Origin of the sequence: Sphingopyxis sp. (assembly GCF_050916055.1) — a bacterium.
Taxonomy (GTDB): domain Bacteria; phylum Pseudomonadota; class Alphaproteobacteria; order Sphingomonadales; family Sphingomonadaceae; genus Sphingopyxis.
Genome location: NZ_CP051527.1, coordinates 2,924,750 through 2,948,719, shown reverse-complemented (window position 1 = coordinate 2,948,719; position 23,970 = coordinate 2,924,750). Strand labels below are relative to the sequence as shown.

Here is a 23,970-nt window from a genome sequence, read left to right as displayed (position 1 = left end):
CGCGGGTCAGACGATCAGTGCTCTCGAAGTCCAAATATGGAACGGCTCCAGGTCGATCGGAATTGCGTGCGGCACGGGGTCGCTGTTCGCGTTGCAGCTGACATCGACCCGGTCGAGGTTGCCGGCGACATCGACCGACAGCATGATCTCGAGCTGGCGGCTATCGGTCACGGCGAAGTCGGCGTTGAAAACGACCCCAGCCGATTTTCCCCTACGCGCTAGCGGCGGCGTGCCCGGTTGCACCCGGACGCCAAAGCTGTTGCATCCGCACGCGCAAAATTCGGCCAGTTCGGCGCCGTCGAACTGCTCGGCTAGCCGTGCCGGGTTGGGATAACCGCAGCGGGCGATGACAAAATCGCGCCAATAGGCGGCCTGTTCGGGTCCATTCGGCATCGTTGGAAGATAGAAAAAGGTGCGACGAGGCGCAATGACAACGAAAATGATTGCGTTGCCTTGACCCCCCGCGCTCCCGCCCCCTAGGCATATTCCATGCCGCACGACACCACCCTGATCGGTACCATCGTTGCCGGGCTGGGCGTCGCGTTCCTGATGGGGGCGTTGGCGCACCGGCTGAAAATTTCGCCGATCGCGGGCTATCTGCTCGCCGGGGTCCTCGTCGGGCCGTTCACGCCGGGGTTCGTCGCCGACACCGGGCTGGCGATGCAACTGGCGGAGATCGGCGTCATTCTGCTGATGTTCGGGGTGGGCCTCCATTTTTCGCTGAAGGACTTGCTGTCGGTGCGGCGGATCGCGGTGCCGGGAGCGATCGGGCAGATGGCGGTGGCGACCGGGCTCGGCATGACGCTGGGGCTATGGCTCGGCTGGTCGGTCGCGGGCAGCGCGGTGTTCGGGCTCGCGCTGTCGGTCGCTTCGACCGTCGTGCTGCTGCGCGCGCTGCAGGCGCGCGACATGGTCGAAACCGAAAAGGGGCGGATCGCGGTCGGCTGGCTGATCGTCGAGGATCTGGCGATGGTGCTCGCGCTCGTGCTGCTGCCGACGATGTTCGGCGGGCGCGGCGACGAAGGGTCCGGCATGGGGGGCGGCAATGCCAACCTGCTGCAATCGGCGGCGATCGTGCTGGTGAAGGTCGTCGGCTTCGTCGCCTTCATGCTGATCGTCGCGCGGCGCATCCTGCCGTGGCTGCTCCACTGGGTCGCGCACACGGGGTCGCGCGAGCTGTTCCGGCTCGCGGTGCTGGCGATCGCGCTAGGGGTCGCGTTCGGCGCCGCGATCGTCTTCGACGTCAGCTTTGCCCTCGGCGCCTTTTTTGCTGGGATGATCCTGGGCGAGACCCAGCTGTCGCGCCGCGCCGCCGAGGAGACGCTGCCGCTGCGCGACGCCTTTGCGGTGCTGTTCTTCGTCTCGGTCGGCATGCTGTTCGACCCCAGCGTGCTGGTCGAACAGCCGGGTCCGGTGCTCGCCACCGTCGCGATCATCGTGCTCGGTAAATCGCTCGCCGCTTATGCCATCGTTCGCGCCTTCGGCCACCCGAACCAGACCGCGATGACGGTGTCGGTCAGCCTGGCGCAGATCGGTGAGTTCTCCTTCATCCTCGCCGGGCTGGGGGTCGGGCTGGACGTCCTGCCCGAAACCGGGCGCGACCTGATCCTGGCCGGCGCCATCCTGTCGATCCTGTTCAACCCGATCCTGTTCACCCTCGCGGTGCGGCGCATCCGGTCGGAGGAAACGCCCGCCGCGGTCGCGGACATCGGCGTCGATGTGCCGGCGCCGTGCAACGCCGGGGTGGTGCTGATCGGCTATGGGCGCGTCGGCAGCCATATCGGCGGCCTGCTCTGCGGCCGCGGCGAAGGGCTGACGGTGATCGAGGACCAGAAGGACATGGCGAGCGCGGCGCGCGACGCCGGGGCGACGGTGATCGTCGGCGACGCGACCAAGGAAAGCATCCTGCGGCAGGCCGGGCTCGAAGACGCCTCGACCCTGCTGATCGCCATCCCCGAGGGAGTCGAGGCGGGGGCGATCGTGCGGCGGGCGCGGGCGATCAATCCGAAACTGGTGATCGTCGCGCGCGCCCATTCGGACGAGGAGGTCGCCGATCTGGTGCGGCGCGGCGCCGACCATGTCGTGATGGCCGAACGCGAGACCGCGGCGCGGATGGCCGAACGGGCGATGCTGACTTTGGTTTGATGCTGACGTTGGAATAAACGCAACCATCGTTCCGTTCGTGTCGAGCGAAGTCGAGACACCTCTCAGCGTCGCGCGAGGTCGACCGGCATCTCGACTTCGCTCGATGCAAACGGGAAAAGGATTGGAATGGTTGAGGTCGGGGGTTTCCCCGCCTTCGTAAACTGCCTATCGCCCACCCACAATGTCCGCCGCCGCGCTCCTCCCGCTCTTGAAATCGACCTTCGGCTTCGACCATTTCCGCGGTCGGCAGGCCGAGGTGATCGACCGCGTCATGGCGCACGAGCGCACGCTGGCGGTGATGCCGACCGGGGCGGGCAAGTCGCTGACCTATCAGCTCCCCGCGGTGGCGCTCGCTGGCTGCGTCGTCGTCGTGTCGCCGCTGATCGCCCTGATGCACGACCAACTGCGCGGCGCGCGCGCGGCCGGCATTCGCGCCGCGTCGCTGACCAGCGTCGATGCCGATGGCGCCGAGACGCGGCAGCGTTACCGCGACGGCGACCTCGACCTTTTGTATGTGGCGCCCGAGCGCGCGACGGGCGAGGGGTTTCGCGCGCTGCTCGAAGCACGAACCCCGGCGCTGTTCGCGATCGACGAGGCGCATTGCGTCAGCGAATGGGGGCACGACTTCCGCCCCGACTACCGCTTGCTGCGCCCGCTGCTCGACGCCTTTCCCGACGTTCCGCGCCTCGCGCTGACCGCGACCGCCGACAAGCACACACGCGAAGACATTTTGGTCCAGCTCGGCATTCCGGACGCCGGGCTGATTCTCGCCGGCTTTGACCGGCCGAACATCCGTTATGCGATGCGCCCGCGCGTCACTCCGGCGCGCCAGCTCGTCGACTTCATCGCCGCCAATCCGGGACCGGGGATCGTCTATTGCCCGACGCGAAGCGGCACCGAGCGGCTGGCCGATCAATTGGCGAAGGCGACGGGGCGGCCGGTGGCGGCCTATCACGCCGGGCTCGACCCTGCTGTGCGGGCGCGCGTCCAGCATGATTTCGTCGCGTCGGAGGACGGCATCGTCACCGCGACGGTCGCGTTCGGCATGGGCATCGACAAGCCCGACGTGCGCTTCGTCGCGCATGCCGCGATGCCGAAATCGATCGAAAGCTATTATCAGGAAACCGGGCGTGCGGGCCGCGACGGCGATCCCGCCGAGGCGCTGATGCTGTGGGGCGCCGACGATTTCGCCAAGGCGCGCATGCGACTGTCCGAGCTGCCCGAGGCGCGCGTCGCGGGTGAGCGGGCGCGGCTCAACGCGCTCGCGGCGCTGGTCGAAACGGTCGAATGCCGCCGCGCCGCGCTGCTCCGCCATTTCGGCGAGGATCCGCCGGCGCGCTGCGGCAATTGCGACAATTGCCTCGACCCCGCGGCGCAGATCGACGCCACGGTGCTCGCGCAAAAACTGCTGTCGGCGGTGTATCGCACCGGGCAAAGCTATGGCGTCGGCCATGTCGAGGCGGTGCTGACCGGGCGCAGCGACGAGCGGGTCGTGGGGCGTGGGCACGACAAATTGTCGGTGTTCGGGATCGTCGCGGGCGACGAGGCGCGGCTGATCAAGCCGCTCGTCCGCACCCTGGTGGCGCGCGAGGCGCTCGAGACGACCGAGCATGGCGGGCTGATGCTCGGCCCGGCGGCGCGCGCGATGATGAAGGGCGAGGCAACGGTGCTGATCGCCGCGCCGCCGGTCAAACGCACGCGGCGCGAAGCGCGCGGCGGTGCCGGCGCGGCGGTCGCCAATCCGATCGGCGATCCGCTGTTCGACGCGCTGCGCGCCACGCGGCGCGAACTCGCCGCCGAAGCCAATGTGCCGCCCTATGTGATCTTTCACGACGCGGTGCTGCGCGCGATGGCGACCGAAAAGCCCGCGACGCCCGATGCGATGGGGACCATCCCCGGCGTTGGCGCCAAAAAGCTCGAGGCATGGGGCGACGCGTTTCTGGCGGTAATCCGGAACTTCTAGGCGGGCCGCTCGCCGGCGGCTTTCACGCTTGTCAGCGATAGTGCGCGTCCTATACATCGCGGCCATGAGCGATTTTCGAACCCTGTCCGCCGACTATAGCGTCGCCCCGCAAATCTCGCTGGAGGATGTCGCGGAAGCGAAGGCGGCGGGTTTTGCGATGATCGTCAACAACCGCCCCGACGGCGAAGAGCCTGAGGCGCCGCAGGGCGACGACATCGCCGGCGCGGCGACCACCGAGGGCATGGCCTATGCCGCCATCCCGATCGGCCATGCCGGCTTCAGCCATCCGCAGCTCGACGCGCTCGATGCCGCGCTCGCAGCGGCGACCGGGCCGGTGCTCGCCTATTGCCGCTCGGGGACGCGCTCGACGCATCTGTGGGCGCTGACCCGCGCGCGCGCCGGCGACGATGTCGATGCGATTTGCGAAGCGGCGGCGAACGCCGGTTATGACCTGTCGGGGCTGCGTCCGATGCTCGACGCGCTGGCGGGCGAGCGGTGACCCTCGCCCAGCTTGTCCAGCTCGGCGGATCGGTGCTCGCGGTGCTGTTCGTCGTCTGGCTGGTCAGGCGCATGGGGCTCGGCGCCGATCCCCGGATCGAGGATGACGCGCACGCGATCCGCCTCGCCGAAGAGGCCGAGGCGGGATTTCGCGGCATCGAAGTCGCGCGCGACCGCGCGGGGTTCGCTGCGATCGTCCGCAATGCCGCAGGCCGCCAGATGCTGGTCCGCGCGCACGGCAATCATTTTGCCGCGCGCCCGATCGACGCCAGCGTGATGGGGCGGCTCGACAAGGATTTCCTGACCCTGACGATGCCCGAAAAGACCTTTGGCGCGGTGACGCTGCACCTCGGCAGAGACGCCGGGATGTGGGCCAGCCGGATGCGGGAGGTTGGCCGTGCCTGAACTCCCCGATCCGGTCGTCTATGCCGTGCCCGCCTTCATCCTGCTGCTGATCGCCGAAATGGTGATCGCGCTGCGCGCCGACAAAAGCCGGTACGAGGCGCGCGACACGCTGACCTCGCTGATGCTCGGCACCGGCAGCCAGGTCGCCGGCGCGCTCGTCGGTGCGGGGGTGATCGCGGCTTCGGTGTGGGTGTACCAGTTTCGCCTGTTCGACATCGGCATCGAATTTGCCGGGTGGTGGTGGGCGTGGATTCTCTGCTTCTTCCTCGACGATCTGGCCTATTACGCCTTCCACCGCAGCGCCCACCGCGTGCGCTGGTTCTGGGCGAGCCATGTCATCCACCACAGCTCGCAGCATTATAATCTGTCGACCGCGCTCAGGCAGACCTGGACGGGCTTTTTCAGCCTGACCTTCCTGTTCCGCCTGCCCCTGTTCCTGATCGGCTTTCCGCCCGCGATGGTGTTCTTCTGCGCCGGGCTCAACCTGATCTACCAATTCTGGATCCATACCGAAGCGATCAAGCGGCTGCCCAAATGGTTCGAGGCGGTGATGAACACCCCGTCGCACCACCGCGTCCACCACGGGGTCAACCCGCGCTATCTCGACGCCAATTATGCCGGGGTGTTCATCATCTGGGACAAGATGTTCGGCAGCTTCGTGCCCGAACGCGACAACGAGCCGGTGCGCTACGGCATCGTCAAGCAGCTCGGCAGCTTCAACATCCTCTGGGCCGCAGTCCACGAATGGGTCGGCATCGCAAAGGACGTCTGGCACGCGCCTTGGCGGCACAAGCTCTCCTATATCTGGCGCGAACCCGGCTGGAGCCACGACGGCAGCCGCGCGACGAGCGCGATGATCAAGCAGCGCTGGGCCGCGGGGCGGCCGGTGGAGGAACCGGCGGAATAATGTCCGTCGCCCCCGCGCAGGCGGGGGCCGTAGTCGGCCTTGTCCGGCGAAGAAGGCGTAAACCTCCAGCGGCCCCCGCCTGTGCGGGGGCGACGTGTATTGGACTTGCCACGCCGCTTAATGACATTCATGTAAGTGGCGATGGACCACCCGACGGGTGGCGAGGGGAGCGGCGCGCATGAGTTCTGGGGATCAGTTCGACATCATCGTCATCGGCGGCGGCAGCGCGGGGAGCGCAGCGGCGGGGCGGCTCGCCGAGGATGGCAAAAGCACGGTGTGCCTGATCGAAGCCGGCGGAACCAACGACATCGCGCGGGTCAAGACGCCGGGCTTCATGCCCTTCATTCCCAAAGCGTCGAACTACCAATATGAAACCGTGCCGCAAAAGGGACTGAACGGCCGCACCGGATACCAGCCGCGCGGGCGCGGGCTCGGCGGGTCGAGCGCGATCAACGCGATGGTCTATATCCGCGGCCACCAGTTCGATTACGACCAGTGGGCCTCGCTCGGCGCGAGCGGGTGGAGCTATGCCGACGTGCTGCCATATTTCAAACGCAGCGAGGGCAATGAGCGCGGCGGCGACGCCTATCATGGCGGCGACGGGCCGCTCAATGTGATGGACCAGCGCTGGCCGAATGTGACGAGCCGCCGTTTCGTCGAAAGCGCCGCGGCAATGCAACTGCCGCGCACCGGCGATTTCAACCTACCGAACAACGAAGGCTTCGGCCTCTATCAGGTGACCCAGAAGGCGGGCGAGCGCTGGTCGGCGGCGCGCGCCTATGTCGAACCGCTGCGCGGGCGCGCCAATTTCGACATCCGCACCGGAGCGCTGGTCGAAAAGATATTGGTCGAGAATGGCCGCGCCGTGGGCGTCACGATCCGCCGCGGGGCGCAGCGCGAAACGCTGCGCGCGCGCGGCGCGGTGATCCTGTCGGCAGGGGCGTTCGGCAGCCCGCAAATCCTGATGCTGTCGGGGATCGGTCCGGGCGCGCATCTGAACGACATGGGCATCGATGTGGTCGCCGACCGCGCCGGGGTCGGCACCAACCTGCAGGACCATATCGATTATGTGTCGAGCTGGGAGACGCGCTCGACCGATCCGCTCGGCAACAGCCTCGGCGGCACGTGGCGGATGGTGAAGGCGATTTTCGAGCATCGCACCCGGCGCACCGGTATCATGACGACCTGCTTTGCCGAGGCGGGCGGCTTCTGGAAATCGCACCCCGATTTGCCGGCGCCCGACATCCAATATCATTTCGTCCCCGCGATGCTCGAGGATCACGGCCGGACCAAGGTCAAGGGCCACGGCTTTTCATGCCACGCCTGCGTGCTGCGCCCCGAAAGCCGCGGCACGGTGCGGCTGGCGTCGGCCGACGCCGCCGCCGCGCCTGCGATCGATCCGGGCTTCCTCACCGACGACCGCGACATGGCGACGCTCCGCGCCGGGGTGCGGATGATGCACCGCATCGCCGCGGCGCCGCCGCTGTCGGACTATGCCGGGGTCGATCGCCATCCGGCCGATCTCGCCGACGATGCCGCGCTCGACGCGCTGATTCGCAACCGCGCCGACACCGTCTATCACCCTGTCGGTACCTGCCGGATGGGCAGCGACGCCGACGCGGTGGTCGATCCGACGCTGAAGCTCAATGGCATCGACGGGCTGTGGGTCGCCGACGCCAGCATCATGCCGCGGCTGGTGTCGGGGAATACGAACGCGCCGAGCATCATGATCGGCGAGCGGGCGGCGGATTTCGTGGCGTCGGCGCTGGGTTGATCCCCCTCCCTTCTTCAGGGAGGGGTCAGGGGTGGGTCGCCGCAGGCGCTCTTTTTTATTACGGGGCAGATGCGAGGCGATGCCTGGCGACCCACCCCCAGCCCCTCCCTTTCAGGGAGGGAGATCAGAATGCACACGCCTCGGCCAGCACCGTCCCGCTTCCCGTCAGCGCATAGCGACTCGTTGGCGGCCGCCCGTCGACCACATCGCGCGTCACCAGCCCATGCGCACCCAGCGCGGTCAGCCCCTGCGACAGCGCGCGCGGCGAGGCTGGGGCCAGCAACCGCGACAGCGCGTTGAAGCGGTCGTGGCCGGCGCCGATCCCCGCGACGATCGGCAATCCCCAGCGCGTCGCGCCGCCCGGCGGCAGGCCGATCGCCGCGTGCGCGCCGGCGATCGCCGCGGCGCGCGCGGCCGCCGCTTCGCCCGCATCGGTCAATATATATTCGGGGCGCAGCGGATGGCCGTGGCCGGGGTTGCGCCGCACCCAGCCGACCGCCGCCGCCGCGTCGAGGGAGCGCGTGCAGCTGTCGCGCGGCAGCCCCAGCCGGTGGACCAGTTCGACGAACCGTGCGCCCTTGTGCGCCGCGAGGTCGGCGAGCAACGGCACCAGCCAGCGATGGCTGCCGAGCTGGACCAGCAACGGATCGGGGGCGCTTGACGGCATTTGCAACTAACTATAAAAACCGGACCATCGAGGCAACGGGAATCGAAGCAATCGTCCTTTCACCTCGTCATTGCGAGCGAAGCGAAGCAATCCAGGGCTGTTTACGCCACGCTGGATTGCCGCGTCGCTTCGCTCCTCGCAATGACGAAGCGATGGCCGGCGGCTTCGAAATCTACGTTCACAAAGGGAGCAACGCCATGGCGCTGAAGATCGGATCCGAACTCACCTGTTCGCTGGGGGTCACCGACATGACCGCCGCGATCGCCTGGTACGAACGGGTGATGCTGTGCACATTGCTCTACCGCGCCGACGAGATCGGCTGGTGCGAACTTGCGACGCCAATGGCGGGGGTCAATATCGGGCTCAGTCAGGTCGAGGCGGTGGTGCAGGGCGGCGGCGCGACCAATGTGTTCGACGTCGAGGACATCGACGCTGCCAAGGCACATCTCGATGCCGAAGGGGTGCGACAGGACGGCGACATTCAGCACATCCCGGGGCTGGTGAAACTGATCACCTTTTACGACCCCGACGGCAACGCCTTCATGTTCTCGCGGTCCGAAGCGGGCGCGTAACGCGAGCCGTTGCTGCGGCAGCCGGGACCCAGAAACAGGTAAGCCCCGTCGCATCTCTGCGGCGGGGCTCTCCTGGCTTCCATCCGGAGACGAGAGCCAATTTCCACCCTGTCTTTCGACCGGGCAGGTTTATGAAACGCGCCGGCGGCAGCAAAGGTTCCCATGCCGCATGATTTTTATCGACGAGCCGGAGGGCGCTCGCCGCGCATGGCCGAATCCCAACGCGTAAGCCGCGGTTTTCGTGGGATATTCTGCAGTGTACGGCCGGTGGACAAAAAAAGAGGGCCGGGACTTTCGTCCCGGCCCAGCCTTTCAGGCTCTCCCCTCCTGAAACTGTTGACGCAATGAATGCCATATTAATGTCATGTTGAAAAGGCCTAAATTAGCGGCAACGCTGCCTAAATGTTGTGCAATGCAGCATCGGACAAAAAAAGGCCGGGACATGATGCCCCGGCCCTGAGTGGTTCGCAGGAGGAACCTGGTGAGGACCCCGCCGCCGCCGTTTGAAAGGAGAGAGAGCGTGCGGCGACGGGTATCCTGTCTCGTCAATAATTGTAGGCGCGCTCCCCATGTTCGCCGAGGTCGAGGCCTTCGCGCTCCACCTCTTCGGTAACGCGCCCGCCGGTAACCGCCTTGGCGATGTAGAAGGCGATGGCCGAACCGATCGCCGACCAGAGGACGGCGACGCCGACCGACTTGATCTGGATCCACAGCTGGCTGCCGAGGACATAATCGTCGCCCGCCGGACCGCCGAGCGCGGGCAGCATGGTAACTGCGGTCAGGATCGACCCGATCAGGCCGCCGATGCCGTGGATGCCGAACACGTCGAGCGAGTCGTCGAAACCGAACTTGGCCTTCAGCTTCATGACGAACCAGCAGCAGACGATACCGGCGATCGCGCCGAGCAGGATGGCGCCGAACGGACCCGAATTGCCCGCCGCGGGCGTGACGGCGACCAGGCCGGCGATCGCACCCGAACAGGCGCCGAGCAGCGAGCCCTTGTGGCCGAGCGCGCGTTCGGTGAGCATCCAGAACAGGACGCCCGCGGCGGTGGCGGTGAAGGTGTTGATCAGCGCCAGGCCAGCCGAGCCATTGGCTTCGAGTGCCGAGCCGGCGTTGAAGCCGAACCAGCCCACCCACAGCAGCCCGGTGCCGATCAGCGTCATGGTCAGCGAGTGCGGCGCCATGATGTCCTTCTGGTAGCCGGTGCGCTTGCCGATGATCAGGCAGCCGACGAGCGCCGCGACACCTGCGTTGATGTGGACCACCGTGCCGCCGGCAAAGTCGAGCGCCCCCCAGCCGAAGATCAGGCCGGTCGCTTCATCGGTACCGCCCAGATACCAGACCATGTGCGCGATCGGGTAATAGACGATGGTCAGCCAGACGATCGCGAAGACCATCACCGCCGAGAATTTCATCCGCTCGACGAGCCCGCCGAGGACCAGCGCGACGGTGATCGCCGAGAAGGTCATCTGGAAAGCGATGAAGACGAACTCGGGGATCACGACGCCGTCGCTGAAGGTCGCGACGGTCGAATCCGCCGTGACGCCGGTCAGGAAGGTCTTGCCCATCGATATGAACTGGTTGCCGTCGCCGCCGAAGGCGAGGCTGTAGCCGAACATCACCCACATGATCATCGCGAGTGCGGCGACCGCCAGGATCTGCGTCAGCACCGATGCCATATTCTTGGTGCGGACGAGGCCGCCATAGAACAGCGCGAGGCCCGGGACGATCATCGCCATGACGAGCACGGTCGAAATCATCATCCAAGCGGTGTCGCCCTTGTCGGGCGTCGGCGCGGCGGCTTCGGCGACGGCGGGCGCCGCTTCCTGCGCCCAGGCGGGCAGCGCGGCGAACAGCGAGAGGCCGACGGCCCCGGCGCTCGCCGCAAATTTGTTTGCGAACGTCATAATTTCCCCCTTCGTCATTACAGTGCCGCCTCGCCGGTCTCGCCGGTGCGGATGCGCACCGCCTGACCCACGTCGAGGACGAAAATCTTGCCGTCGCCGATTGAACCGGTGCCGGCGCTTTGCTGGAGCGTCTCGACCACCCGCGGTGCAAGCGCGTCGTCGCAGACGAGCTCGATCTTCACCTTCGGGATCATGTTGGTCGCATATTCGGCGCCGCGATAGATTTCGGTCTGCCCCTTTTGCCGGCCGAACCCCTTGACCTCGGTCACGGTCATGCCGGCGATGCCTAGCCCGGTAAGCGCTTCGCGCACCTCGTCGAGCTTGAACGGTTTGATGATTGCCAGGATCAGCTTCATGTTGCCCCCTTGTGCTAATGGCGAATGTTGCACTGCAACAGCCGTGCCAGATTGCGCGGGGCTTGGAAAAGTTAACATTTTGTGACGGCGTGGGCCGGCTCAGGCGAACATTCGTTCGTTTGCTGGGCAGCCGAGGCAGCGCTTTGCCTAATTTTTAGGCGAAGCCGTGCGGTGGGATGTCAGCGGGAAGGCCCGGTAGCGGCTGCGTCGCAGCCCAGCGCTATTCCTTGAGCAGCGTCATGTTGACGCGCGCGGTGCCGCTGCGGTGCATGCCGATCTCGCGCGCCGCCGCATGGCTGATGTCGATCACCCGGCCGCGTCCGAACGGGCCGCGATCGTTGATGCGGACGACGACGCTCTGCCCGGTCGCCATATTGGTGACCCGGACCATGCTGCCGAAGGCGAGGGTGCGGTGCGCGGCGGTCATCCCCTCGGGGTCGAAACGTTCGCCGTTGGCAGTGCGATTGCCGGCGAGCTCGCGGCCGTAATAGCTGGCCATGCCGCTGCCGATCTCGTCCCCGTCGCTAACGGCGACCAGTGCGTCGCTTTCGCCAGCAAAGGTCGTCGGCTGCTGGTCCTGTGCGATGGCCGGCATCGCCAGCAGCATCGGCAGCGCCATTGCGGTCGCATATCGCATCGAAACCTCCCCAAGATCGTGCGCCGCTTCTTCGCCGCGCGGGCGCCGGGCGCAAGCGCCGTTCGACATGATGCGCCGAAAATGCGGTCGGATGCGCGGCGTCAGTCGGGTCCTATACCCAGTTCGCGCAGGCATTCGGCGCCGTCGGCGACCAGCGCCGCGCGCCGCCCGGCGTCCCAGCGCGCCAGCGTCCGGTACATAGGCGACAGTCGCGGATTGCCCGCCAGCCGCGGCTGGTGGCGGATCAGGAACGGCCAGTACAGCCGGTTGAACGGACAGGCGCCCGCGCCCGCCTTGGCCTTCACATCATAGCGGCAACCCGCGCAATAATCGGACATGCGGTCGATATAGGCGCCGCTCGCGGCATAAGGCTTCGATGCGAGCAGGCCGCCGTCGGCGAACTGGCTCATCCCCACGGTGTTCGGCAGCTCGACCCATTCATAGGCGTCGGCATAGACCGCCAGATACCACAGGTGCACCGCATGCGGGTCGATCCCCGCCAGCAGCGCGAAATTGCCGGTCACCATCAACCGCTGGATATGATGGGCATAGGCGGTGTCGCGCGTCTGTTCGATACAGGCGCGCATGCACGCCATGTGGGTGTCGGCGCTCCAGTAGAAATCGGGCAGCGGGTGGTGCGCCTCCAGCGCGTTGCGCCGCGCATAGTCCGGCCCCTCGCGCCAATAGATGCCGCGGACATATTCGCGCCAGCCCAAGATCTGGCGGATAAACCCCTCGGCGGCATTGATCGGCACGTTGCCGGCGCGCCACGCCGCCTCGACCCGCCAGCACACCGCGCGCGCGTCGAGCAGCCCGACATTGAGGTAAAGCGCGATGACGCTGTGGTAAAGCCAGGGTTCGCCGGCCAGCATCGCGTCCTGATAATCGCCGAAGCGGGGCAGAGCGTCGGCGACGAAAGCATCGAACTGCGCCTCCGCCTCCGCGGCGGTGACCGCGAACCAGAAATCGTCGAGGCTGCCGAAGCGATCGGGAAAACGCGCCGCGACCATCGCCAGCACATCGGCGGTGATCGCATCGGGCGCGACCCGGCGCGGGCGCGGCATCAGGAGATCGCGGCTGGCGGGCTTGCGATTCTCGGCATCGAAATTCCACCGCCCGCCCGCCGGGTCGCCGCCCTCCATCAGCAAGCCGGTGGTGCGGCGCATCGCGCGATAGAAATATTCCATGCGCAGCGCCTTGCGCCCGTCGGCCCACGCCGCAAAATCGGCCTCGCTGGCGAAAAACCGGTCGTCGGCACGCAGCTCCACCGGCACGCCGAGCGCCGCCGACCATCCGGCCATCGCCTCGCGCAGGCGCCATTCGCCGGCCTCGGTAACGACAACGCGGGCAGCGCCATGGCGCGCCAGTGCGCGCGCGACTTCGCCTTGCAGGGTGCCGCTGTTCTGCGGATCGTCCAGCTCGACATAATCAACCGTCCACCCCGCCGCGCGCAGCGCCGCGGCATGGTGGCGCATCGCGCTGAACACGAACGCCAGCTTCTTGCGGTGATGCCAGACATAGTCGGCCTCGGCCGCGACTTCGGCAAGCAGCACCACCGACGTCGCCGGGTCGGCGCCGCGCATGCTGGCAATATCGAGGCTCAGCTGGTCGCCGAGCAGCAGGATCAGCGTCTCGACCGCCATCCGCTGTGCCGGGGCGGCGTCAGACGTCGAGATTGGCGACCGACAGCGCGTTGGTCTGGATGAATTCGCGGCGCGGTTCGACCTCGTCGCCCATCAGCCGCTCGAAGATTTCGTGCGCGATGTCGGCCTGTTCGGCCTCGACGCGCAGCAGCGAGCGGTTGGCGGGGTCGAGCGTGGTTTCCCACAATTGCTCGGCATTCATCTCGCCCAGCCCCTTGTAGCGGCTGATCGCGAGACCCTTGCGGCTGTGCGCGAAAATCGCCTCGAGCAGTTCGGAGGGGCGCGTGATCGCGGTGACCTTGCCGCTGCTGGCGGCGGGCAGGTCGCTGTCGCTCGCCTCGGCATCGTCGTCGGCGGCTTCGGCGGCGGCGATTGCGGCGGCATCGGCCGCCTGCGCCGCGGCGCTGCTGCCCTTCACCAACCGCGCCGGGTGGGCATAGGTTTCGGCCTGTTCGGCGGCGAGCGTGTGCAGCCGGCGCGCCTCCTGGCTGGCCAGGAACGCCGCATCGATCGCGTGATGGTCGCTGACCCCGCGCCAGCGCTTTTCGAGCGTATAACCGCCGCCCGCCGCGACGATCGTCCACTTTGCCTCGGCGCCGCCGGTCAGCGCGCGTTCGGCGGCGTTCAGCCATTCGGCGGCGCGCACCCCCGCCGCGGTGCGACCGGCGCTGTCGAGCGCGGGGTCGAGCGCGCCGTTCAAGGCCAGCGCCTCGACCAGCTCATAATTATGGCCGCGCGGCACATAACGCATCAGCGCGCGCAGGCGGCGGCCATGTTCGATCAGGCTGCGCAAATCGGCGCCCGAACGCGCGCCGCCGGTGGTTTCGAGCATCAGCGCATCGATGCCGCCATCGACGAGATAGTTTTCGAGCGCGACATCGTCCTTGAGATAGACTTCGCTGCGTCCCTTCGACACTTTGTAGAGCGGCGGCTGGGCGATGTAGAGGTGACCGCCCTCGATGATCTCGGGCATCTGGCGATAGAAAAAGGTGAGCAATAAGGTACGGATATGCGCGCCGTCGACGTCGGCGTCGGTCATGATCACGATCTTGTGATAGCGCAGCTTTTCGAGGTTGAACTCGTCGCGGATGCCGGTGCCGAGCGCCTGGATCAGCGTGCCCACTTCCTTCGACGAGATGATCCGGTCGAAACGCGCCCGCTCGACGTTCAAAATCTTGCCCTTCAGCGGCAGGATCGCCTGGACATGGCGGTCGCGGCCCTGCTTGGCCGATCCGCCTGCCGAATCGCCTTCGACCAGAAAGAGTTCGCATTTCGCCGGATCGCGTTCCTGGCAATCGGCGAGCTTGCCGGGCAGGCTGGCGATGTCCATCGCGCCCTTGCGCCGCGTCAGTTCGCGCGCCTTTTTCGCCGCCTCGCGCGCCGCCGCGGCGTCGATCACCTTCTGGATCACCGCCTTGGCATAGGCTGGGTTTTCCTCGAGCCATTCGGTCATCCGGTCGGCCATCAGGCTTTCTAGCGGCTGACGTACCTCGGACGAGACCAGCTTGTCCTTGGTCTGGCTGCTGAATTTCGGGTCGGGCAGCTTGACCGAGACGATCGCGGTCAGCCCTTCGCGCATGTCGTCACCGGTCAGCGACACCTTCTCCTTCTTCAGGATGCCCGACTTGTCGCCATAACCGTTGATCGTGCGGGTCAGCGCGGCACGGAACGCGGCCAGATGCGTGCCGCCGTCGCGCTGCGGGATGTTGTTGGTGAAACACAGCACATTTTCATAATAGCTGTCGTTCCATTCGAGCGCGACGTCGATGCCGATGCCGTCGCGCTCGCTGCTGATCGCAATCGGATCGGGCAGCAGCGCGGTCTTGTTGCGGTCGAGATATTTGACGAACGCCGCGATGCCGCCTTCGTAGAACAGGTCGTGGCTGACATGCTCGGCATGGCGCGAGTCGACCAGCTTGATCCGCACCCCCGAATTGAGGAACGCCAGCTCGCGGTAGCGATGCTCGAGCTTGTCGAAATCGAATTCGAGGACATTCTTGAACGTGTCGGTCGAGGCCGAGAAGGTCACGCGCGTGCCCTTCTTGCCTGCCGGGGCGGGGCCGTTGACCTTGAGCGGGGCGACCGAATCGCCATGCTCGAAGCGCATCCAATGCTCTTCGCCGTCGCGCCAGATCGTCAGCTCCAGCCATTCGGACAGCGCGTTGACGACGCTGACCCCGACGCCGTGCAGCCCGCCCGACACCTTGTACGCATTGTCGTCGCTGGTATTCTCGAACTTCCCGCCGGCGTGGAGCTGGGTCATGATGACCTCGGCCGCCGAAATGCCTTCCTCGGCGTGGATGCCGGTCGGGATGCCGCGGCCGTTATCCTCGACGCTGACCGATCCGTCGCTGTTGAGTGTGATCAGGACGAGGTCGCAATGCCCCGCGAGCGCTTCGTCGATCGCATTGTCCGAAACCTCGAACACCATGTGATGCAGTCCCGAGCCGTCGTCGGTGTCGCCGATATACATGCCGGGGCGTTTGCGGACCGCGTCGAGGCCCTTCAGCACCTTGATCGAATCGGCGCCATAGGCATTGGCATTGGGCAGGTTGGCGTTGGCGCTCGGCGCCATATTTTCTGGGGTGTCCGTCATAGCGATTATATAGGGTCACGGGGGCCAAAACCCAAGCGAAAACGCCGCGCGGCGCCGCCGGGCAAGGGGCGTTGCGCGCATCCGCCGCGGCGGCTAGTTTCGCGGGATGAAACGCCATCTTTCGCTTCGCCCCGCCCTTCCCCTCGCCGCGCTGCTGGCCCTTGCCGTCGCCGGTTGTTCGCAGCCCGCGCCGCCCGCCGACAATGCGCCCACCGTCACTGGCGAACCACTCGCGACGCGCGCGGTGATGATCGGCACCGAGGGGCCAAGCCTGCCCGCCTGTTCGAGCATCAGCCGCGTTCAGGACGGCGGCACCGACGTCTATTGGGCACCCGGCGAAACGCGCGCGGTGAAGGCCAAGCTCGCCGGGGGCGCCAATGTGTCGCTGTGCGAGGCGACCGAAGACGATGCGTGGTTCGGGGTCGTGTTCGCGGCGCCGGGGACCGACCCCGACATGTGCGGGGTCGGCAAATCGGTGCCGAACGCGCGCGAATATCAGGGGCCGTGCCGCTGGGGCTGGATCAGGGGCGGTACCGTGCGGCTCGGCGGCTAGGCCGCGCGCCGCCGGTCAACCGCGGCAATCCTCGATCACCCGTCCGATCTCGGCCTGCACAGGCAGGGTCAGCGCCCCGCCGCCTGGCGCCTCGAGCGCAAAGCGGCCGCGGCTGAAGGCGATGCGGTCGAGCCGCGGGTCGCGGCTCGGCACCGTCGCGGTGCCGCCGTCGAAGCGAAGCTGGTCGGTCCCGGCGCTGGTGCGCAGGCTGACGGTGCCGGCCAATGCCGAGGTCAGGCGGATGCCGCCGCCGCTGCACGCCATCGTCAGCAGCGCGCTGCCGCCGCTGGCGGGCACGAACGCCGCGGTGCGGCTACCCGGTTCATAACGCCAGGCGCCGCTGCTGACCGCGCGGCTCTCCCACGATCCGGACGCGACCGGCGCAGGCGCGGGGGCGGGCGCCGGGGCGACCGGGGTGGGGGCGGGCGGCGGCGCTTCGGGCGCCGGGATCGCGGTGCAACTCGCGACCGCGAGGGTCAGCGGCAGGGCGGTGCCGTATCGAAACCAGGCGCGCTTGCGGCTCATGATGCAAATCCTTGCCAATCGATGACGTCTTCCAGGCCAACGCGCGGCACCGACCACTGGTTCACCGGCGCGGCGTCGTCGGCATAGCCGACCGCCAGTCCGGTGAACAAAATCTGGTCGTCGGGAAGGGCAAGGGTGCGGCGGATCGTCGCGCCGTACATCGCCCAGCATTCCTGCGGGCAGCTCGCCAGCCCATGCTCGACGAGCAGCAGCATCACCGATTGCAGCCACATCCCCATGTCCGACCATTGCGGCGGCCCCATGATCCGCGAGCAATGGAGAAACAGCATCACCGGCGCGCCGAAGCCGCGATAATTGTTCATGAATTGCGCGAGCCGCGCCGCCTTGTCCTCGCGCGGGATGCCGAGCGCGGCGTAAAGCCCTTCGCCGACGCCGAAGCGCCGTGTTTCCCACGGATCGGTCAGTCCTTTGGGATAGATGTCATATTCGGGTTCGTGCCCGGCGCGGCCCATCGCGATGCGCGCCGCGACCGCGTCCTGCACCGTCTGCCACGGCGCGCCGGTCAGCACCGTTGCCTGCCACGGTTGCAGGTTGCCGCCCGACGGCGCGCGCTGCGCCGCGGCGAAGATCTTGGCGAGCAGCGCGGGATCGACCGGCCGGTCGGTGAAGGCGCGCACCGAACGGCGCTTGTGGAGCGCGTCGGTAACCGAGAGGGCGATGGTATCAGTCGCTGGCATATTTATCCTCGCGCCGCTTGCCGAACAGCAATTTGCGTTCGAGCCGGGCTTTCAACTGGCGATAGTAGGAAAGCAGGAAGGCGTCATCCTCTTCGGCGACCGCGCGGCCGATCTTGCCGCGAATCGTGTCGGCGACTTCGCGCATCGCGCGCGCATCGCGGCCGCGCAGAACGCGTTCCAGCTCCTGCAGTTCGAAAATGCCATAGACCGCCAGTTCGGCGTCGCTGAACTGGATCGCGTCGCCCGCGGCGTCGGTCGCAATATCGGCGTCGAGCTTGACCCGCTGCGCCATCACTACCCAGGTGCCGGCGATCAGGTCGCCCATCCGCATCCGGTCGCGGTTGAACAGCAGGAACAGGCTGAGCGTCAGCGACCACACCACCCCCGCCAGAATCGTCCATCCCGACACGACATCCTCGGCGGTGTCGATGCCCAGCATCATCAGCGGCAGAAACAGCTCGAGCTCGCGGATCAGGTTGCGCGCGACGACCGCGTCGGCGGTCAGGCGCCCGCCGTCGCGTGCGACGACGCGAATGCCCATCATCCGCTTGCCCGGCGTCGCGGCGCGCTGGCCTAGTTCGAAGCCGATGAACCAGAAGGTCCGCAGCACGAAGGCGCCGAGCAGCCAGACGGCGATCGTGACATCGGACCGCGACGCGGCGCCGATCCAGATCATCAGCAGCGTGAACAGGATCAGCACCGCGACGATGATGCCGATGTCGATGATCAGCGCGCCGAGGCGCAGGCTGGAACTCGCGATCTTGAGTTCCAGGTCGACCCCCTCGGGGGTGATGAACTGGCGGATCTTGCGCGCGCCCGCGGCGCGCATCCGGGCGTCGGTCGCCGCGGCGGTCATGCGACATCCTCGCGGCGCGGAATGTAATAATAGGCGAGCCAGAACAACAGCATCGCGCTGCCGATCGCGTAACGCAGCACCGTGTCGGTGATCAGCTGGCGCCCGAACCCCTCGAGCAGCCCGGCGACGAGCAGCATCGCGATCACCCCGACCATCACCTTGCCCGCGGTCCGCCCCGCCTCGCTGGCCGCGCGCAGCCGGCTGCGCGCACCGGGAAAGACGACCGCGGCGCCGATCCGCAGCCCGGCGGCGCCCGACAGCGCCGCGGCGAACAATTCGGTGGTGCCGTGGATGAACAGCCAGCCGCCGAAATCGAACCCCAGCCCCTTGCCGGCGAACACCGCGATCATCGCGCCGATCCCGATGCCCTGATAATATTCGAGCATCATCGTCGGCACCCCGAACGCGAAGCCGAGTGCGAAGGACATGATCGACACGCGGCTGTTGTGGGTGAACAGGAAGGTCGCAAAGACGTGCAGCCCGCTCTCGCTCTCCTTGGCCGCATTGCCGTGGCCCAGCGTCGATTGCAGATATTCGACCGACGCGCGCGGGTCGCGCCCGCCCGCCATGTCTTCGGCGACGAAATTATAATACCATTCGGAATTGTTCGCGACGAGCGAATAGCTGGTCAGCGCGCCGAGCAGGATGATCATCGCGATGACCACCGTTTCCTTCCACACCGACCGGACCGCCGCCGGCCAGTCGTAGAGGACAAAGCGGCGGATGCGGCTGCGGCGCGTCTCGCGCACCCCATAGATCAGGAAATAACCGCGGATCGACAGCGCCTCGAGATGCGCGAGCAGCGCCTTGTCGAGGCTGGTCGCGCGTGCGATCGACAGCGACGACAGCGTCGCGCGATAGAGCAGCGGCAGTTCGAGCAGTTCGTCGCTGGTCAGCGCCTTGGCGCCCCGTTTCTCGAGCCGGGTCAGCAGGCGCTCGAAGGCGATCCAGTCGGCCTCGCGCTCGGCGCGAAAGCGGCCGGTCGAAAAGGCGGGCGCGTCGGCGGTGCGGGCGGGCTCGGGGCTTGCGGGCTGCATCACAGGCTCCCCTGACGTTTGATACCGAGATAGGCGTCGACCGCGCTCGCGCCCATCGCGTCGGCGGGGACTTCGATGACATCGACCCCCAGCCGCTGGAGCCGGGCGATCACCAGCTGGCGGTCGCGCAGCATCGCGGCGGCGACGTTCGATCGGGTGATGTCGGCCGCGGTGTCGGGGCCGCGCCGCTCTTCGGCCTCGACCTCTTCGTCGCGGATCACGACGAAAAGCAGGCGGTGCTTGCGCGCCAGCCGTCCGGCCGCGCGGATCATCAGGTCGGCGCTCGTCGCGTCGGTGAATTCGGTGAACAGGATGATCAGCGAACGTCGGTTGAGCCGCGCCGCCAGCGTCGTCAGCGCCAGGGTGAAATTGCTTTCGACGTGCGCGTAATCGATCAGGCTCGCGGCGCGTTGCAGCGCCGGGAAATCCTGCGTGTGCATGTAAGCGGGGGTCAGCGCCTGCGGTTTGGCGGCAAAGGAGAACAGGCTGATCCGGTCGTTCAGTTTCAGCCCGACATAGGCGAGCAGCAGCGCCGCCGACACCGCGCGGTCGACGCGCGGCATGCCGCCGACCGGCTCGGCCATCGTCCGCCCGGCGTCGATCGCCAGCACGACTCGGTTGTCGCGCTCGACGCGATATTCCTTGGCGAGCAATTTGACGTGGCGCGCCGACGCATTCCAGTCGATCGCGCGCCGGTCCATCCCCGCTTGGTATTCGGCGAGCGCTTCGAATTCGGTGCCTTCGCCGCGCAGGCGCTGCTGCCGCAGGCCGAACCAGCTGTCGCGCTGGAACAGCCGGCTGCCCGCCTCGGTCACTGCGCGCAGGCTGGGGACGACGCTGATCGTGCGGTCGATCGCGAACCGGCGCTGTTTCCAGACCAGCCCGAGCGGCCCGCCCCAGCGGAGCCACAGCGCCTCGACCAGCGCCTGTCCGCGCCGCGATGCCGCCAGTGACAGCGTGCGGGTCAGCGCGCGCCCGCCGCCGTCGATGCCGCCGTCGTCCTCGCTCGCGCGCATTTCGTCGGCGACCCGTCCGCCCGCCGCCAGCCGGTCGTCGAGCGCGAGCGCAAGTTCGGCGCGCCGCGGCAGCGCCGGGCCGCGGGCGACCAGCGTCAGGTCGAACATATCGCCGACGCCGACCTGGTGCGGCACCTGCGTGTCGAGCGCCAGATGGCGTGGATGCGCGCCGGCGACCGCGTCGATCATAATGCAGGCCAGGATTACGGCGATCCAGCCGGGCGCCACCAGCCACAGCTCGGGCCGGATCAGCCCGAGCGCCAGCGCCAAAGGCGCGCCGGCGAGCAGCAGATAGATGGCCCGGCGGGTCGGGTAGATCACCGCGGCACGTCCTCGCGGTCGAGCAGCGCGGCGACGATCGCCTCGACGCTGCGGCCTTCGATCTCGGCCGCCGCCGACAGGATGACGCGGTGGCGCAGCACCCCGGCGGCGAGCCGCTGGACGTCGTCGGGGATCACATAGTCGCGCCCGTCGAGCGCGGCGGCGGCGCAGGCGGCGCGCGCCAGCAGGGTCGCGGCGCGTGGGGACGCGCCGCACTCCAGGTCGGCGCTCTCGCGCGTCGCGCGGATCAGGCGGACGATATAATCGACGATCTCGTCGGCAAGGCGGACGGTCGCAATCATGTCGATCGCCGCGGCAATCGTCGCCGCATTCGCCACCTCGGTCACCCCGAAGTCGGCGACCGCAGGGCTTTTGAAGCGCCCGCCATGGTCGGCAACGATGCGCCGCTCCTCGTCGGCGGCGGGATAATCGACGACCAGCTTGAACAGGAAGCGGTCGAGTTGCGCCTCGGGCAGCGGATAGACGCCTTGTTGTTCGATGGGGTTCTGCGTGGCGAGCACCGTGAAGCGCGGGCTCATGACATGCGCCTCGCCGTTGATCGTCACGCGGCGTTCCTGCATCGCCTCGAGCAGCGCTGCCTGCGTCTTGGGCGGGGTGCGGTTGATTTCGTCGGCGAGCAGCAGTTCGGTGAAGATCGGCCCTTTGGTCAGGGTAAAGCTCGACGTCTGGAAATTGAACAGGTTCGACCCCAGAATGTCGCCGGGCATCAGGTCGGGGGTGAACTGGATGCGCCCGAAGCCCAGCCCGGTGGCGCGGGCAAAGGCCTGCGCGAGCAGGGTCTTGGCGGTGCCCGGCGGTCCTTCGAGCAGCACATGCCCGCCGGCGAGCAGCGCGATGGTGATCATCCGGGTCAGCGGCCCCTGACCGAACACCGCCTTGGCGACCTCGGCTTCGATGGCATTGCCCAGCGCCTGGACGTCTTCGATTTTACTGGCTGTCACGGAGCAGATCCTTCCTGATGGCGTGCAGTGCCTGCGCATCGCCGAGAAACTCATGGGTGTTGCGCGCGCGCGACAGGCGCTGCGCAAGGGCGGAGAACATCGGGCCGTCCGCGGGCAGGTGCCGGTCGATCCACGCATCGGTGGCGGCATCGTCGAGCCCTGCGGGCGCGTGCAGCCGCCGCGCGATGGCGCTGCGCTGGCTGCGGACATAGGCAGCGGCGCCGTCGAGTTCGCGCCGCGCCTGCTTGATCAGGTCGGCGCTGTTGGCGATCAGCGCCGCTTTCGATACCGGAATCGCGCGCGCGGGTTTCAGCGCCGGGCCGAAGCGCGCCCACGCCTGCCACAGCGCGAGCAGCCCGGCGGCGATCAGGCACAGCGTAATGCCGATGAACGGCGGTACGAAGGCAAAGCGGAGCAGCGAGCGCTGGCCCCCGAACCCGTTCAGCGTCAGGTCGAACGCCAGCGCATCGGCCTCGGCGTCGGCGGCGATCGCATCGACCAGCATCGCCGCGGTGCCGGCGCGCGCGCCGCTCGCGAAGGCGAGGTTGTTGACCAGATCGGGGTCGGCGAGGACATAGATCTGCTCGCCCCGGAGCCGCGCGAGCAGCGCCCCGCCATCGGGCAGCGCGATCAGCGTCTCGAGCCGGTCGGAGGCGATGGCCTGCGTCCGCAAGCCCGGCAACGGCACCACGATCCGCCGCCCGCCGACAAGGCCGCTCGCCGCCGCGCCGCGCGCATGGGGTTCGCTGGCGATCCGGTCCGCCGCGGCGACGACCGGCGGCAACAGCCGCGGCGGCGGCGTGACGGGGACCGCAGCGCCGGCCCAGCCGGCGCGTTCGGGATGACGCCCGGCCAGCCATTTCGGCAGCACGATCAGCACCGGCCCGCCGCGATGTCCCTTGGTCACCCGGGCGATTTCGGCCGGGGTCGTCCGGTGGGTCGGGGTCAGGACCAGCAATTCGCGTCCTTCGTCGGCATCGGTCGGGGCGTCTTCGCTGCGGCGGAGGGTGACGCTGGCGTCGCTGCGTTCGAGCAGGTCGACGATCCCGGCATAGCCCGGCGCCGCCTTCGACAGCGCATGGCCGCCGGCGTCGTTGCCGCTGCTGAGCTGCGGGCCGAGCGCGATCAGCGCCCACAGGGTGACGAAGGCGACGATGCCGACCGCCACCACCGCGATCATCAGCCGCGGGTTGAAACCGCCGTCGTCGGCGGCGGGCGCGCTCATGTCCGCGCCCAATTCTGCGGCACGGTCAGCTCGGCATAGGCGGTGCGGCACGTCTGCCACGCCCCGGCGTCGATGGTGCGGCCGCCGAACAGGCTGATCTCGACCGCGCGCGCGATCTGGCTGAAGGCGTCGCGCGCGACGCCGGGAACGTCGCGCGCCGCGGCAAGATCGCGCGAGGTCATCGCCGGTTTGACGAGGCCCGGGCGCCGGCCCTCGATATCCTCGACGCTGCGATAGAGCAGCAGGTGCGCGGCCTCGGCAAAGCGCCCCTCGGCGGCCAGCGCATCGGCATCGGCCAGCCGCGACCGCGCCGCGCCCGCCTCGACCAGCCCGATGCTGTCGTCCTCTGCGGCGGCGGGCTTGCGGCGAAACGGCAGCGCATCGACCCAGCGCGCAAAGGCCGGCACCAGATGATAGAGGATGAACAGGGCGAGCAGCCCGGCGGCGATCCACATCAGCGGTTTCAGCACCGGCGCCGCCCATTGCAGGAAGTCGCCGAGCGCGCCGATCAGCGAGCGCAGCCATTCGGGCATCACGGGGGGCGGCTCGGGGGGCGGAAAGCCGGTCTGGATGGCGCCGCCGGCGGTCGTCTGGCTATAGGCGGGATCGACAAGCTCGGGATCGACAAGCCAACCCTCTGCCGGCGTGCCGGCGGCGGCCGACGCCTGGGCGAGCGCGATCGATATCATGCTGAAAAGATGGTC

At 67.8% G+C, this 23,970-nt stretch carries 23 protein-coding genes; 8 read left to right on the top strand and 15 right to left on the bottom strand.

The genetic code is table 11. The features are described 5' to 3' along the window. Positions 1-6: 6 nt before the first annotated feature. Positions 7-393, bottom strand: coding sequence for a hypothetical protein (locus HEQ22_RS14335; protein WP_432768521.1), 387 nt, complete (start codon positions 391-393; stop codon positions 7-9). A 96-nt stretch (positions 394-489) separates the two neighbouring features. Here HEQ22_RS14335 and ybaL point away from each other — a divergent pair, with 96 nt between their 5' ends. The 6 genes from ybaL (at position 490) to HEQ22_RS14305 (ending at position 7,692) form a co-directional block, all read left to right on the top strand. After that, a complete protein-coding gene (ybaL, locus tag HEQ22_RS14330) occupies positions 490-2,145 on the top strand; it encodes a YbaL family putative K(+) efflux transporter (RefSeq protein ID WP_432768520.1) in 1,656 nt (551 codons plus the stop codon). Between the two features lie 181 nt (positions 2,146-2,326). After that, positions 2,327-4,108: a DNA helicase RecQ gene (gene recQ / locus HEQ22_RS14325; RefSeq protein WP_432768519.1), complete on the top strand. Its 1,782-nt coding sequence runs from the start codon at positions 2,327-2,329 to the stop codon at positions 4,106-4,108. A 64-nt stretch (positions 4,109-4,172) separates the two neighbouring features. Then, positions 4,173-4,607: a TIGR01244 family sulfur transferase gene (locus HEQ22_RS14320; protein ID WP_432768518.1), complete on the top strand. Its 435-nt coding sequence runs from the start codon at positions 4,173-4,175 to the stop codon at positions 4,605-4,607. Further along, a complete protein-coding gene (locus HEQ22_RS14315; RefSeq protein ID WP_432768517.1) occupies positions 4,604-5,011 on the top strand; it encodes a hypothetical protein in 408 nt (135 codons plus the stop codon). The genes HEQ22_RS14320 and HEQ22_RS14315 overlap by 4 nt, the downstream gene beginning before the upstream one ends. Beyond that, positions 5,004-5,918, top strand: a complete 915-nt coding sequence (locus HEQ22_RS14310; RefSeq protein WP_432768516.1) for a sterol desaturase family protein — start codon at positions 5,004-5,006, stop codon at positions 5,916-5,918. Before HEQ22_RS14315 ends, HEQ22_RS14310 begins: the two co-directional genes overlap by 8 nt. A 178-nt stretch (positions 5,919-6,096) precedes the next feature. Further along, on the top strand, positions 6,097-7,692 hold the full coding sequence (locus HEQ22_RS14305) for a GMC family oxidoreductase (protein ID WP_432768515.1): 1,596 nt from the start codon (positions 6,097-6,099) through the stop codon (positions 7,690-7,692). Positions 7,693-7,816: 124 nt separating this feature from the next. On the opposite strand, the gene HEQ22_RS14300 is transcribed toward HEQ22_RS14305, so the two are convergent. Next, on the bottom strand, positions 7,817-8,359 hold the full coding sequence (locus HEQ22_RS14300; RefSeq protein ID WP_432768514.1) for a winged helix-turn-helix transcriptional regulator: 543 nt from the start codon (positions 8,357-8,359) through the stop codon (positions 7,817-7,819). A 197-nt stretch (positions 8,360-8,556) separates the two neighbouring features. Here HEQ22_RS14300 and HEQ22_RS14295 point away from each other — a divergent pair, with 197 nt between their 5' ends. Beyond that, the gene (locus HEQ22_RS14295) at positions 8,557-8,931 is read left to right on the top strand and encodes a VOC family protein (RefSeq protein ID WP_432768513.1); all 375 of its coding nucleotides are present in this window, start codon (positions 8,557-8,559) and stop codon (positions 8,929-8,931) included. A gap of 545 nt (positions 8,932-9,476) precedes the next feature. On the opposite strand, the gene HEQ22_RS14290 is transcribed toward HEQ22_RS14295, so the two are convergent. The 5 genes from HEQ22_RS14290 to gyrB all read right to left on the bottom strand — a co-directional run bounded on the left by HEQ22_RS14290 (position 9,477) and on the right by gyrB (position 16,073). Then, positions 9,477-10,841 carry an ammonium transporter gene (locus HEQ22_RS14290; protein WP_432768512.1) on the bottom strand — a complete coding sequence of 455 codons (1,365 nt, stop codon included), beginning with the start codon at positions 10,839-10,841 and terminating at the stop codon, positions 9,477-9,479. Positions 10,842-10,858: 17 nt separating this feature from the next. Further along, a complete protein-coding gene (locus HEQ22_RS14285; RefSeq protein ID WP_432768511.1) occupies positions 10,859-11,197 on the bottom strand; it encodes a P-II family nitrogen regulator in 339 nt (112 codons plus the stop codon). Positions 11,198-11,417: 220 nt separating this feature from the next. Then, on the bottom strand, positions 11,418-11,834 hold the full coding sequence (locus HEQ22_RS14280; RefSeq protein ID WP_432768510.1) for a septal ring lytic transglycosylase RlpA family protein: 417 nt from the start codon (positions 11,832-11,834) through the stop codon (positions 11,418-11,420). Positions 11,835-11,935: 101 nt separating this feature from the next. After that, the gene (locus HEQ22_RS14275) at positions 11,936-13,477 is read right to left on the bottom strand and encodes a cryptochrome/photolyase family protein (protein ID WP_432768509.1); all 1,542 of its coding nucleotides are present in this window, start codon (positions 13,475-13,477) and stop codon (positions 11,936-11,938) included. Positions 13,478-13,496: 19 nt separating this feature from the next. Then, on the bottom strand, positions 13,497-16,073 hold the full coding sequence (gene gyrB, locus HEQ22_RS14270; protein WP_432768508.1) for a DNA topoisomerase (ATP-hydrolyzing) subunit B: 2,577 nt from the start codon (positions 16,071-16,073) through the stop codon (positions 13,497-13,499). 106 nt (positions 16,074-16,179) lie between these two features. Between gyrB and HEQ22_RS14265 the strand changes: the two genes are divergently transcribed. Continuing rightward, the gene (locus HEQ22_RS14265) at positions 16,180-16,626 is read left to right on the top strand and encodes a hypothetical protein (RefSeq protein WP_432768507.1); all 447 of its coding nucleotides are present in this window, start codon (positions 16,180-16,182) and stop codon (positions 16,624-16,626) included. Positions 16,627-16,641: 15 nt separating this feature from the next. Here the strand turns inward: HEQ22_RS14265 and HEQ22_RS14260 are convergent, their stop codons facing one another. From HEQ22_RS14260 to HEQ22_RS14225, 8 genes are read right to left on the bottom strand one after another with little or no spacing between them, the layout of a single operon-like run. After that, complete coding sequence (locus tag HEQ22_RS14260) at positions 16,642-17,151, bottom strand: hypothetical protein (RefSeq protein ID WP_432768506.1); 510 nt, start codon at positions 17,149-17,151, stop codon at positions 16,642-16,644. Continuing rightward, entirely contained in the window at positions 17,148-17,849 is a 702-nt protein-coding gene (locus HEQ22_RS14255) for a nitroreductase (protein WP_432768505.1), read from the bottom strand. The genes HEQ22_RS14260 and HEQ22_RS14255 overlap by 4 nt, the downstream gene beginning before the upstream one ends. Next, positions 17,836-18,705, bottom strand: coding sequence for an RDD family protein (locus tag HEQ22_RS14250; protein WP_432768504.1), 870 nt, complete (start codon positions 18,703-18,705; stop codon positions 17,836-17,838). The genes HEQ22_RS14255 and HEQ22_RS14250 overlap by 14 nt, the downstream gene beginning before the upstream one ends. Next, the gene (locus tag HEQ22_RS14245; protein WP_432768503.1) at positions 18,702-19,742 is read right to left on the bottom strand and encodes a stage II sporulation protein M; all 1,041 of its coding nucleotides are present in this window, start codon (positions 19,740-19,742) and stop codon (positions 18,702-18,704) included. The genes HEQ22_RS14250 and HEQ22_RS14245 overlap by 4 nt, the downstream gene beginning before the upstream one ends. Continuing rightward, entirely contained in the window at positions 19,742-21,079 is a 1,338-nt protein-coding gene (locus tag HEQ22_RS14240) for a DUF58 domain-containing protein (protein WP_432768502.1), read from the bottom strand. Before HEQ22_RS14240 ends, HEQ22_RS14245 begins: the two co-directional genes overlap by 1 nt. Continuing rightward, entirely contained in the window at positions 21,076-22,080 is a 1,005-nt protein-coding gene (locus HEQ22_RS14235) for an AAA family ATPase (RefSeq protein ID WP_432768501.1), read from the bottom strand. The genes HEQ22_RS14240 and HEQ22_RS14235 overlap by 4 nt, the downstream gene beginning before the upstream one ends. After that, the gene (locus HEQ22_RS14230) at positions 22,028-23,266 is read right to left on the bottom strand and encodes a DUF4350 domain-containing protein (protein ID WP_432768500.1); all 1,239 of its coding nucleotides are present in this window, start codon (positions 23,264-23,266) and stop codon (positions 22,028-22,030) included. Before HEQ22_RS14230 ends, HEQ22_RS14235 begins: the two co-directional genes overlap by 53 nt. Further along, the gene (locus tag HEQ22_RS14225) at positions 23,263-23,955 is read right to left on the bottom strand and encodes a DUF4129 domain-containing protein (RefSeq protein WP_432768499.1); all 693 of its coding nucleotides are present in this window, start codon (positions 23,953-23,955) and stop codon (positions 23,263-23,265) included. The genes HEQ22_RS14230 and HEQ22_RS14225 overlap by 4 nt, the downstream gene beginning before the upstream one ends. Positions 23,956-23,970: the final 15 nt, after the last annotated feature.